Source organism: Amorphus coralli DSM 19760 (assembly GCF_000374525.1).
GTDB classification, from domain to species: domain Bacteria; phylum Pseudomonadota; class Alphaproteobacteria; order Rhizobiales; family Amorphaceae; genus Amorphus; species Amorphus coralli.
Genome location: NZ_KB894573.1, coordinates 319223 through 330668, shown reverse-complemented (window position 1 = coordinate 330668; position 11446 = coordinate 319223). Strand labels below are relative to the sequence as shown.

The following is an 11446-nucleotide window of genomic DNA, read 5'->3' as shown; positions in this document are numbered from 1 at the left end:
CCGGCACGCCCTGCTCCTGCGGGCGACTGCGAATCGCTCGGGCGCGCCTCCGCCAACGAGGATAGCACCGACCGCAGCGCGCGGCAGCGTTGCCGCCCGTACGCAGCGCGCGAGCTCAGGCCTTGCGCTTGATGGCGATGGAGCGGCCGATGCGCTCGGACCGGGGCAGGTCGCGGTGCAGATCGAAGGCCGTGCGGATGCGCGCGTCGACATCCTCGCCCCAGGGAATCGCCTTGCGGGCTTCCATGTCGATATGGAGCAGCAGCGTCTCCATCGTCGCGGCCAGGAAGCCTTCGGAGGCGTGATGCATCTCCTGGAAGGTGCGGAGGCGCTTGTCGTCGTGTTCGACGAGAACGGTGGTGGTCACGGACAGGTCGCCGAGCGTCAGCTCGCGCAGATAGGAGATGTGGCTTTCCACGGTGAAGAAGGACTTCTGCTCCCGCGCCCTGTAGTCTTCGCCGATCCCGATCGCATCGAAGGCCAGGTCGAGCCCACGGTCGAACAGGACGATGTAATAGGCGACGTTCATGTGTCCGTTGTAGTCGATCCAGCCTTCCTCCACGGCCATCTCGGGAGACGTGAACGGAGCCTGGAGCTCGGGGAGTGCCATCGGAATTCCTGTGGTTGTCCGGAGGGGACGGAAGCTGGACGCCACCGCTTTGGGGATCATCGCCTTTTTGCTAGGGTGACGAAAGTGCGGCCGATGTCGAGTGGCACCCGTTCACGGTGTTTTCAGGAGGTAGAGTAATGGGCGCGGAACCGGTCCGCATGATGGAGCGCAACGAGGCGGGCATCGCCCGCGTGGTGGCGCGCCTTGGCGAACGCTTCGCAGACCGCTGCCAGGTTGGCGCCTCCATTCGCGAGCAGCACGGCAACACCACGACGTGGGTCGCGAACTTCCCGCCGGACGCCGTCGTCTTCGCGGAAAGCACCGAGGAAGTCTCGGAGATCGTGAAGGCCTGCGCTGAAGAGGCCGTACCGGTCATCCCGTTCGGCACCGGCACCTCGCTGGAGGGCCAGGTGAACGCGCTTCACGGCGGCATCTGCATCGACGTGTCGCGCATGGACCAGGTGCTGGCGGTTCACGCCGAGGATCTGGATTGCGTCGTCCAGCCGGGCGTGACCCGCAAGAAGCTGAACGAATATCTGCGCGACCAGGGGCTGTTCTTTCCCATCGACCCCGGCGCGGACGCCAGCCTCGGCGGCATGGCCTCCACCCGGGCTTCCGGCACCAACGCGGTGCGCTACGGCACCATGAAGGACGTGGTGCTGTCGCTGGAGGCGGTGATGCCGGACGGGCGGATCGTGCGCACCGGCACCCGCGCCAAGAAGAGCTCCGCCGGCTACGACCTCACCCGGCTCCTGATCGGGGCGGAAGGCACGCTGGGCATCATTACCGAGCTGACGCTGCGGCTGAATGGCATTCCCGAAGCGATCTCCGGCGGCATCTGTCCGTTCGAGACGCTCGAGGGCGCCTGCAACGCGGTGATCGCGACCATCCAGTGCGGTATCCCGGTGGCGCGCATCGAGCTTCTGGACACGCTGCAGGTGAAGGCCTCCAACGCCTATTCCAACCTGTCGCTGGAGGAGCGGCCGACGCTGCTTCTGGAGTTCCACGGCTCGGAGTCGGGCGTGAGGGAACAGGCGGAGATGTTCGGCGAGATCGCCGCGGAATTCGGCGGCGGCGACTTCCAGTGGGCGCGCGAGCAGGAGGAGCGGACCCGGCTGTGGCAGGCCCGCCACGACGCCTACTGGGCCTGCGTTGCGATGCGGCCCGGTGCCAAGGCCGTGGCGACCGATGTCTGCGTACCGATCTCGCGGCTGGCCGAGTGCATCACCGAGAGCCGGCGCGATCTCGACGCTTCGGGGCTGACGGCGCCCATCGTCGGTCACGTGGGCGACGGCAACTTCCACGTTTCGCTGCTGATCGACATGAACGACGGCGCGGAGGTTGAAGCGGCCAGCGGCTTCATGGCACGGCTGGTGGAACGGGCCATCGCGATGGACGGCACGTGCACGGGTGAGCATGGCGTGGGCCACGGCAAGGCGAAGTATCTGAGGGCGGAGCTCGGCGACGCGGTGGATGTCATGCGCACCATCAAGCGTGCGATCGATCCGCAGGACATCATGAACCCGGGCAAGATTCTGCCGGAAGGCCTAAGCCGCTGAGGGCCGGGGCGAACGGGGGCGGACAGGACGGAGGCGGGCGCTGAACGCGTTCTTCATCAGCCTCGGCGTCGCGGTGATCCTTGCGCTCACCGCCGCCCTCGTGGGGCCGTTTTTCATCGACTGGACCGTCTATCGCGACATGATAGAGGCCCAGGCGGAACAGCTCCTCGGCGAGGACGTGCGCATTCTCGGCGAAGCGGACGTCCGCTTCCTGCCGTCGCCGCGCATCGCGCTGGATACGGTGCGCGTGGGGCCGGAAGAGGCGCCGATCTTCACCGCCGACCAGGTCGAGCTCGAGGTGGACCTGTCGCCCCTCCTGAAGCGCGAGATCGACGTGGTGGCGCTCACCTTCGTCGGTCCGCACGTGCGCGCCACGATCGATCCGGCCGGCATGCTGCACGGGCCCGTCGTGAGCCTGGCCGAAGGGCCGCTCGACTGGGTCGACCCCGCCAAGATCCAGTTCGACCGGATCGAGGTGATCGACGGCCAGATCCTCGTCGACGACATGCGCACCGGCGAGGCCTCGCTGATCGACCGGATCGCCCTGGAAGGCTCCGGTCGGTCGGTCTACGGGCCCTTCGAGGCGACGGGAGAAGGGCGTTTCGACGGCACGCCCTACGGCTTCCGCTTCGCAACCGGCGTCTACACCAGCGCCGGGACCTTCCCGATCAAGGCCCGCATCAGCCCGCAGGACCGGGCCATCGATTTCTCCATCGACGGCTCGCTGGATACCGCCGAGACGCCCGAGCACTTCATTGGCGCGCTGACCATCGCGCCGCGCCCGGTTGAGGACGCGGAGGCGGACGAGGCGCCGATCCCGTGGAGCGTCACCGGCGAACTGGACCTGACGGCCGACGGCCTGACGGTGCGCGAGGGCGAGATCCGCTACGGGCCCATCGAGCAGCCGGTGGTGCTGGCCGCCGGGCTCGACCTGCCGCTCTCGTCGGAGGACGGCTTCCGGCTCGACGTGGCCTCGCGGCAGATGGACCTCGACGGGGTTCTGCAGGCGATGGGGCGGGGCTCTGACGACAGCCGCCCCGCGGCGCGACTGGCGCCGCTGGTGGACGCGCTGGAAGCCGTTCCCAGGGTGTCGACCAACGGCGTGGTGACGGCGCGGCTCGCCTCGGTCGTGGCGGGCGGAGCGGTGATCCGCAACATTTCCGCCGAGGCGCGGCCAACGGAGGACGGCTGGCGGATCGTGTCGGCGCGGGCCGGGTTCCCCGGCGACACGGACGCCGCGACGGCGGGCCAGCTGCGGGTTGCGGAGGGGCCGTCCTATGTCGGCGAGATCAGCGTGTCGTCCGCCGAGCCGGGTGGCTTCGCCCGCTGGTGGCGCGGGGCGAGCGGCGGGGCTGTGCCGGTGCGCTCGGAGCTGGCGCTCGACGGCAGCCTCCGCATCTCGGCGGAAGAGGTCGCCATGCCGGCGCTCCGCCTCGACGCGGCGGGGACCACGCTGCTCGGTTCGCTGCGCTACCGGCCGCAAGGGGTGGATGTCCGCGGCGCGCTCGACCTCGACCTCAGGGCGGAAAGCCTGGATGCCAAGCCGATGCTGGCGCTGGCGCGGGCCCTGTCGGTGGACAGTCCCGACCCCACCGCGCTGGCGGAGATCGGCACGGACCTGACGCTGTTCCTGACGGCGGAGACGGCACGCTACGCGGAGGCGGAAGGCCAGGGGCTGGCGGTGGAGGCCACGCTCATCGACGGGGCGGCGACGCTGGAGCGCTTCGCGGTGGCGGATTTGGCGGGGGCGGCGGTCGAGGCATCGGGCACTTTCGCGCTGGCCGGCGACCGGCCGAGCGGGGCGCTGTCGGGCACCGTTACGGCCAGCGAGCTGGGCGGCCTCGCGGCTCTCGCGGACGAGATCGCGCCGGCCTCGGTCCTGGCGCGGCGGCTGGCCTCGGCCGGTCCGGCGTTGGCGCCCGCCGACCTCAGCTTCGAGATTTCCGGCCAGGAAATCCGCAATGACACAAGTCTGGACCTGTCGCTCGACGGCACCGCCGGCGGCACCAACCTTGCGGTCGAGGCGGACCTGTCCGGCAGCCGCGCGGCGTGGCGCAACGGCACGCTGACGGCGCGGGCGACGCTCGCCAATCCGGCCGGCGACGTGCTCCTGTCACAGCTTGGCGTGCAGACGCTGCCCATCGGCGCGGCGGCGGAAAGCCGCATCGACCTCACCGTGGACGGGACGCCGCGTACCGGGCTTTCCACCGCGCTGAACGCGTCGCTGGTGGGGGTCGACGTGACGGTGGACGGCACGCTGGCGCTGCCGGCCGACGGCGAGGCGCGCGTCGATGCCTCCGTGGCGGTGGCGAGCGACGACATCTCCGAGCTGGCCTTCACGACGGGGCGGCCGCTGCCGCTGCTGGTCGGCGGCACGCCGATCGACCTGCGCGCCCGGCTGGAGGGGGACGGCAAGGCCCTGACGGTGTCGAACCTGACCGGTACGGTGGCCGGGGTGCGGGCCACCGGCGAGGGGACGGTGTCCTTTGCAGAAGAACCTGCGCAGGTGTCGGGCACGCTGCGGGCCGACGAGGTCGACGGCCGGCTCCTGAGCGAGCTGGTTCTGGGCTCCGACGCCTGGGTGCCGCAAGGCGACACGGTGTGGCCGGACGGAGCGTTCGGACCGGCGGCGCTGTCCGGGGTGCGGGTTGGCCTCGACGTGACCACCGACACGCTGTGGGCCGGCGAGCGGGCGATCGAGGCGGCGGCGTTCGGGCTGGAACTCGGTCCCGACCGGCTGCGGCTGAGCGACCTGACGGGGCGGTATGCCGGCGGCGCCGTCTCGGGCACGGTCGACCTGACGCGGACCGACGGGCAGGCGACGCTGGCCGCAAGGCTGGGGCTCACCGACGCCGATTTCGCGACGCTGTCGTGGGACGTGGACGGGGAGCCGGCTGCGACCGGCACGCTGGACCTGGCGGTGGAGGCGGAGGCCATCGGCCGCTCGATCTCGGCGATGGTGGCGGCGCTTTCCGGCAACGGCACGTTCGCCCTTCGCGACGGAGAGCTGCGCCATCTCGACCGGGAGGCCTTCGAGACGGTGATCGCGACGGTCGATGCGGGCGCCGACCTGCAGCTGGCGGCGGTGGAGGAGGCGCTTGCCGCGGAGCTGGCCACGGGACCGCTGGCCTTCGACCGCATTTCCGGCACGCTGGCCATCGCCGCTGGCACGGTGCGCATCGCCGAAACGGAAGTGGAGGCCGACGGCGTCGCCGTGTCCGGCTCCGGCACGCTGGACCTCGCCGAGTGGACCGCGGCGGGCGCCATCGGGCTGAGCGTGGCGCCGCCGGATCCCGACCTGGTGCCGGACGTGACGGCCGATGCCTCCGTGGCGTTCGAGGGGCCGCTGTCGGCGCCCGAGGCCCGCGTCGATGCGGCCGCCTTCCAGAGTTACCTGACGCTGCGCGCAACGGAGGCGGAACGCCGCCGGCTGGAGGCGCTGGAGAAGGAGCTGCAGGAGCGGCGCCGGCGCGAGGAGGAACTGCTGCGCCGGCTGGAGGCCGAGCGCCGGGCGGAAGAAGAGCGTTTGCGCCAGGAAGAGGAAGCACGCCGGCAGGCGGAGGAAGAGGCGCGGCTGAAGGCCGAGGAGGAGGCCCGGATCCGCGCCGAGGAAGAGGCGCGTGCCGCCGCGGAAGCGGCCCTGGCGGCGCCTGCCGCGCCCGAGCCGAAGCCGGACGGACCGCCCGCGCGGCCGCTGCCGCCCATCGACGGCCCGGAGGATCCGATCGGCTCCATAATTCAGGGCGGGCCGCGCCTGCTCCTGCCGGAGCCGCTCGGGCCGGCCATCGAGATCGGACCGCCGCCCGGCAGTTCCGGCCGCGGTCCCATCGACCTGCGCGCGCCGGGTGACCAGCGCTCCGAGGCGCCGGCGGACGAGGACGCGGAGACCGCACAGGCCCCGGCGGACACGACGCCGAGCGTGCCGTTCTCCATCCGCGCCGACGATGTGCGCTGAGGGGTGCGCCGCCGCGCATGCCGGGCCGGCCGTTTCGTGATCATCGTCTGAGGGGGTCTGAAAGGGCAGCGGCGGCCTGAGGCGGCTGGCGGTGGCTCAGTCGGCCTTTGCCTGCAGCCTGAGCAGGACGGCGACGCGAATGCTGGACGCCAGGCTGTCCACGGCGTCGCGGTCGCGGTCGATGCCCTCGATGACGGAGGTGAGCGAGGCGGCATCGTCGGCCGCCCAGGCCTCCAGCTCCGCCCAGAATTCAGGCTCGAGCGCGACGCTCGTCTGGTGCTGCTCGAGGGTGAGGGAGCGCTTTTCCAGGGGCATGCCGTCGCTTTTCGTCAGCTCTCGTCGTCGGTTTCGCGGCGGTGGCCGTCGACATGGCGCCCGGCGGCGTCACGCCGGCTCTTCTCGGCGGCCTTTTCCGCCCTGGTCAGCCCGTGCAGCGCGCGGTTTTCCGCCGCGCGCTCCTGGTCCTCGGAGCGTTTCCTGGCCTTGCGGGTCCGGCGCAGATTGACGATCTCGGCCATTCCGGACCTCGCTCGCGGTTGGTGCCATGGGGGGATGGCCTGACCGGCTTCCTCTCTCGGGGAGACCGGTTCCCACCCTTGCCGGCTTCGCATTTTCACTTCGCGAAGCCGGACGGAAAACCGGCGCCCACTTTTCCTGGCTTCGCTTTCTTACTCCGCGAAGCCGGTCGGAAAACCGGTACCCACTTTTCCTGGCTTCGCTCTAGTTCGGGCCGATCATCTTCTCCGGCCGGACCACCTCGTCGAACTGCTGCTCGGTGACGAAGCCGAGCTTGACCGCTTCCTCGCGCAGCGTCGTGCCGTTCTTGTGCGCGGTCTTGGCGACCTTGGTGGCGTTGTCGTAGCCGATGGTCGGGGCGAGCGCGGTGACCAGCATCAGCGAGCGCTGCATCAGGTCGTTGATGCGCGTCTCGTCGGCCTTGATGTCGACGACGCAGTGATCGGTGAAGGAGATCGAGGCGTCGGCGATCAGCCGGATCGACTGCATCATCGCGTTGGCCATGACCGGCTTGTAGACGTTGAGCTCGAAATGGCCCTGGCTGCCGGCGACCGTGATGGTGGTCTGGTTGCCGAACACCTGGCAGCAGGCCATCGTCATCGCTTCGCACTGGGTCGGATTGACCTTGCCCGGCATGATCGACGAGCCGGGCTCGTTCTCCGGCAGGATCAGCTCGCCGAGACCGGAGCGCGGGCCGGAGCCCAGGAGCCGGATGTCGTTGGCGATCTTGAACAGCGATGCGGCGACGGTGTTCAGCGCGCCGTGGGCGAAGACGTAGGCATCGTGCGCGGCGAGCGCCTCGAACTTGTTCGGCGCGGTGCGGAAGGGCAGGCCGGTGATGGTCGCGACGTTGGCGGCGAATGTCTCCGCGAAGCCCTTCTTGGTGTTGAGGCCGGTGCCGACGGCGGTGCCGCCCTGCGCAAGATCATAAAGGCCGTCAAGGCCTTCCTTCACACGCCGGATGCCGAGCTCGACCTGGGCGGCGTAGCCGGAGAATTCCTGGCCCAGCGTCAGCGGCGTCGCGTCCTGGGTGTGGGTGCGGCCGATCTTGATGATGTCCTTGAACTCGTCCGACTTGGCCTTCAGCGCCTTGTGCAGGTGCTCCAGCGCCGGAACCAGCGTCTTGTTGAACTCTTCCGCCGCGGCGATGTGCATGGCGGTGGGGAAGGTATCGTTGGACGACTGGCCGCGGTTCACGTGGTCGTTGGGGTGAACCGGGTCCTTGGAGGCGAGCTTGCCGCCGAGGATCTCGATGGCGCGGTTCGAGATCACCTCGTTGGCGTTCATGTTCGACTGGGTGCCGGAGCCGGTCTGCCAGACGACGAGCGGGAAGTTGTCGTCGAGCTTGCCGTCGATCACCTCGCCGGCCGCCTCGATGATGGCGTCGGCGAGCTTCGGATCAATGTTGTCCTGCTCCTTGTTCGCCTGGGCCGCGGCCTTCTTGATGATGCCCAGCGCACGGATGACCGGCGGCGACATGCGTTCGCCGGAGATCTTGAAGTTGCCGAGGGAGCGCTGGGTCTGGGCACCCCAGTACTTGTCGGCGGGGACTTCGAGCGGACCGAAGGAATCGGTCTCCGTGCGGGTGGCGGTCATGTCGGCGGATCTCCCGGAAAGCACGATGATCTGTGCCGGTTGATCTAGCCGGTAGGGGCCGATGGCGCAATGCGCGGGGCGGCTCGCAATGATTGCGATTATTAAGGAATACTCGTATAAAGTGTTTCAGTTCCGAGTTCAGCCGTAGCGGGTAGAGGAGCATGAGATGTCGGAACCCCATGGTGCCGTCGGCGCGGCCGGATCAGCCACAGCTGCAGCCGCGCCCGGCGCCGGCACGGATCTCAATGCGGCGGTGAGGGGAAAGATTGCCCGCGCCGTTATCCTGTCGTCTGGCGCGATACTCCTGATGCTGGCGCTGGTCATCGGCTACGCCGCGCGAACAGCCTATTTCGGCGCCAAAGACCTCGCTACGGCAACCGACCTGATCGAGAAGTTCGTGTTCGCGCTGCTTCCGATGATCGGGACATGGGTTGGCACCGTGCTCGCCTTCTACTTCACTAACGACAGCTTCCAGACCGCGTCCAATCAGGCGCGGCTGACCTTCGCGGAAACCCGCGATGCGCGGCTTCGCCAGATTCCGGTGCAGAGGGCCATGATGCCGGTCTCCTCGGTCAGGGGGATCGCGGCGGACGACGCCGGCTGGCAGGGGGTGAACTTCAAGACGGGCGTGCTGGATTTTCTCGCATCGGAGAAGATCGGCCGGCTGCCGGTCTTCAGCAGCAGCCGGGACCGGCTCTACGGGATCGTGCACGACTCCGTGGTGAAAGACTTTGCGCTCAGGCATGGAGTGCGGCCGACCAGTGCCGATGCAGCGGCTTCGGCGGCCACGCTGGCCGAGTTCCTCGAGGACGGCGAGGTCTCGCCCAGGTTCAGAAATTCCGTCGGCTTCGTCGGGCCGGATGCGACCTTGGCCGACGTGAAGAAGGCCATGGATGAGGTGACGGCGCGCGGCTATCCCTGCCGAGACGTGTTCGTCACGGACACGGGAACGCCGAACGGCCGGCCAATCGGGATGATCACCAACGTCGACCTGGAAAAATGGTCCAGCTACGGCTGAGCCAGGCGATCCGGAACCTTGCCGGATCGCGGGTTCAATAGCCTGGCAGCACCACCACGGTCGGCTCGCGCGGGAGGGTGGCGAGGGACACCGTCATCGTCGGATCCGAGCGGATATCGATGGCGAGGTCCGGGCGCACATCGTCCAGGAACTCGTTCAGCCGCCACGCCGAGAAATAGTGCATGGGCAGAACGATGCGGGCGCGCAGCCGCTGCACGACCTGAACGACGGATTCCTGGCTCATCGTGTAGGTTCCGTCGACGGCCACCATCACCACGTCGAGCCGGCCGATAAGGGCGATGTGATCGTCCTCCAGCACCTGGTGCAGGTGACCGAGGTGGCCGATGCACAGATCCGCCACCTCGAAGATGAAGATCGAATTTCCGTCGAGTTCGAGCCCGCGCTCCCACGAGCGGATGTCGGTGGAAACGTTGCGGATGAGGACGTCGCCGACCAGCAGATGGTGATCGGCCGGGCCGCCATCGGGGTTCCAGCCGGGCAGCACGTGTTCGATGCGAGGATCGGGCGTATTCGTCCAATGCGACGAATGGGCGTGGTTCATGGTGGCGACGGTGGGGACCGGGCCGGAGCCGGCGGGGCCGGAATAGTCGGTCACGATGATCACGCCGCCGGGCGTCTCGATGCGGAAGGTGGCATGACCGACGAACGTGATGGTCACGGACCTGCCGGTGTCGGTCGCGCTGGGCAGGACCGGCAGCGGGCGGGCAGGGACCTGCGGCATCAGCGCGGCGAAGCGGGCCCCGGGAAGCGATTGGGCCACGGCCTGGCACATGGAGGGGGCGAAGGACTGGGCCGCGGCGGGGACGGCCAGCACCGCGGAAGCGGCAAGCGCGACTGCGAGGAACCCGAGGCGCAGCAGGTGCTGCAACGGGGCCGATAGGCCGGAAAAGAAGCGATGGGACGTCATGCGCCAGCCTCCCTCTGTCCCCAACAATGATAGGGGAAAGGAGCCCGGCGGAAAGGGCTGGCTCAGCCGGCCTCTTCGAAGGCGAGGGCGCGGCGGAAGGCGGGGCGCGCCTCGCAGCGGTCGGCATAGGCGTTCAGCACCGCGCTGTCGGGCAGGATGGCGAACTGGCGCAGGAACACGGCCGAGGATCCGAGCATGATGTCGGCGGCCGAGAAGGCGTTGCCCATGATCCACGGACGGTCGCCGAGGCCCGTCTCGAAGGCGGCGATCATCTTGTCGAAATCGCCCCATGCATTGCGCTCGGGCGACGGGGTCCAGCCCCATACCCGTTCGGACACGGCGGGCTCGATGACGCTGGGCGTGAAGATCAGCCATTGCAGGAAGCGCGCGCGATCGGGATGCGCGGGCTTCGGGGCAAGGCCGGTCTCGGGATAGTGGTCGGCGATGTAGGCGCAGATGGCGGCGGAATCCCACACCGTGGTGTCACCGTCGCGGAGTGCAGGCACCTTGCCCATCGGGCTGGCGGCGCGAAACTCCGCCGGAAGCGTTTCCGGCACGCGCACGTCCACCTTGCAGCGCTCGTAGTCGAGGCCCGTCTCTTCCAGCAGCCAGGCAATCCGCTGCGAGCGGGTCTGGGGGCACCAGTAGAGGGTGATCATCGCGCAGGGCTCGCGTTGGGCCGGAGCGTCGGCCGTCAGGTCTTCTTGCGGAAGGCGTCGAGGGAGACGACCTCGGCCCCGTCGGGGCGCTCGTCGACGTCGGCGGCCTCTTCCGCCACGTGATCGGGAGCGCCGCCCGGCGCATCGTCCTGCATGGCGGCAGGAGCGGGCGTGGCGGCGATGTCCGCGCTGGAGCCTTCCTTTGCCTCGTCGGTCTCGTGCGGCTCGAACTGAAGCCCGAACTGGACCGAGGGATCGAAGAAGCCCTTGATGGAGGAGAACGGAACCAGCAGCCGCTCGGGCACGCCGCCGAACGACAACCCCACCTCGAAGGCGTGCTCCGTCACCGACAGCTCCCAGAACTGGTGCTGCATGACCACCGTCATCTCTTCCGGATACTGCTCGCGCAGGCGCGACGAGATGCGCACGCCCGGGGCGCCGGTGTCGAAGGCGATGTAGAAATGATGATCGCCGGGCAGGCCGCTCTCGGCGACCTCCTTGAGGACTTTCCTGACGACACCGCGCAGGGACTCCTGAACCAGGACGTCGTAGCGGATCAGGTCGTCGGCCATGTGGGAAAATCCTCGCTCTCGCAGTGGTGGCCC

Annotated in this window: 10 protein-coding genes; 3 read left to right on the top strand and 7 right to left on the bottom strand. The window is 69.0% G+C overall.

Features of this window, described 5'->3' with window-relative positions; translation table 11 throughout:
• Positions 1–115 precede the first annotated feature (115 nt).
• Positions 116–610, bottom strand: coding sequence for a thioesterase family protein (locus tag C507_RS0112290; protein ID WP_018700004.1), 495 nt, complete (start codon positions 608–610; stop codon positions 116–118).
• A 137-nt stretch (positions 611–747) separates the two neighbouring features.
• On the opposite strand from C507_RS0112290, the gene C507_RS0112285 reads away from it, so the two are divergent.
• Both C507_RS0112285 and C507_RS23565 read left to right on the top strand, forming a co-directional pair.
• Positions 748–2169, top strand: coding sequence for an FAD-linked oxidase C-terminal domain-containing protein (locus C507_RS0112285; protein WP_018700003.1), 1422 nt, complete (start codon positions 748–750; stop codon positions 2167–2169).
• Between the two features lie 40 nt (positions 2170–2209).
• Positions 2210–6124, top strand: a complete 3915-nt coding sequence (locus C507_RS23565; RefSeq protein WP_281167849.1) for an AsmA family protein — start codon at positions 2210–2212, stop codon at positions 6122–6124.
• Between the two features lie 96 nt (positions 6125–6220).
• On the opposite strand, the gene C507_RS0112275 is transcribed toward C507_RS23565, so the two are convergent.
• The 3 genes from C507_RS0112275 to fumC form a co-directional block, all read right to left on the bottom strand.
• Entirely contained in the window at positions 6221–6439 is a 219-nt protein-coding gene (locus C507_RS0112275; protein ID WP_018700001.1) for a ribbon-helix-helix domain-containing protein, read from the bottom strand.
• A gap of 14 nt (positions 6440–6453) precedes the next feature.
• Positions 6454–6642: a DUF4169 family protein gene (locus tag C507_RS0112270; RefSeq protein WP_018700000.1), complete on the bottom strand. Its 189-nt coding sequence runs from the start codon at positions 6640–6642 to the stop codon at positions 6454–6456.
• A gap of 202 nt (positions 6643–6844) precedes the next feature.
• Complete coding sequence (fumC, locus tag C507_RS0112265; protein WP_018699999.1) at positions 6845–8236, bottom strand: class II fumarate hydratase; 1392 nt, start codon at positions 8234–8236, stop codon at positions 6845–6847.
• A gap of 166 nt (positions 8237–8402) precedes the next feature.
• Here fumC and C507_RS0112260 point away from each other — a divergent pair, with 166 nt between their 5' ends.
• Positions 8403–9254: a CBS domain-containing protein gene (locus tag C507_RS0112260; RefSeq protein ID WP_018699998.1), complete on the top strand. Its 852-nt coding sequence runs from the start codon at positions 8403–8405 to the stop codon at positions 9252–9254.
• Between the two features lie 34 nt (positions 9255–9288).
• On the opposite strand, the gene C507_RS0112255 is transcribed toward C507_RS0112260, so the two are convergent.
• From C507_RS0112255 to C507_RS0112245, 3 genes are all read right to left on the bottom strand, one after another.
• Complete coding sequence (locus C507_RS0112255; RefSeq protein ID WP_018699997.1) at positions 9289–10182, bottom strand: MBL fold metallo-hydrolase; 894 nt, start codon at positions 10180–10182, stop codon at positions 9289–9291.
• A gap of 62 nt (positions 10183–10244) precedes the next feature.
• Positions 10245–10841 carry a glutathione S-transferase family protein gene (locus C507_RS0112250; RefSeq protein ID WP_018699996.1) on the bottom strand — a complete coding sequence of 199 codons (597 nt, stop codon included), beginning with the start codon at positions 10839–10841 and terminating at the stop codon, positions 10245–10247.
• A 35-nt stretch (positions 10842–10876) separates the two neighbouring features.
• A complete protein-coding gene (locus C507_RS0112245) occupies positions 10877–11413 on the bottom strand; it encodes an SspB family protein (RefSeq protein ID WP_018699995.1) in 537 nt (178 codons plus the stop codon).
• Positions 11414–11446: the final 33 nt, after the last annotated feature.

Coding starts and splice junctions, on each gene's coding strand:
- C507_RS0112290 (WP_018700004.1), bottom strand. CDS start 610: ATGGCACTCCCCGAGCTCCAGGCTCCGTTCACGTCTCCCGAGATGGCC.
- C507_RS0112285 (WP_018700003.1), top strand. CDS start 748: ATGGGCGCGGAACCGGTCCGCATGATGGAGCGCAACGAGGCGGGCATC.
- C507_RS0112275 (WP_018700001.1), bottom strand. CDS start 6,439: ATGCCCCTGGAAAAGCGCTCCCTCACCCTCGAGCAGCACCAGACGAGC.
- C507_RS0112270 (WP_018700000.1), bottom strand. CDS start 6,642: ATGGCCGAGATCGTCAATCTGCGCCGGACCCGCAAGGCCAGGAAACGC.
- fumC (WP_018699999.1), bottom strand. CDS start 8,236: ATGACCGCCACCCGCACGGAGACCGATTCCTTCGGTCCGCTCGAAGTC.
- C507_RS0112260 (WP_018699998.1), top strand. CDS start 8,403: ATGTCGGAACCCCATGGTGCCGTCGGCGCGGCCGGATCAGCCACAGCT.
- C507_RS0112255 (WP_018699997.1), bottom strand. CDS start 10,182: ATGACGTCCCATCGCTTCTTTTCCGGCCTATCGGCCCCGTTGCAGCAC.
- C507_RS0112250 (WP_018699996.1), bottom strand. CDS start 10,841: ATGATCACCCTCTACTGGTGCCCCCAGACCCGCTCGCAGCGGATTGCC.
- C507_RS0112245 (WP_018699995.1), bottom strand. CDS start 11,413: ATGGCCGACGACCTGATCCGCTACGACGTCCTGGTTCAGGAGTCCCTG.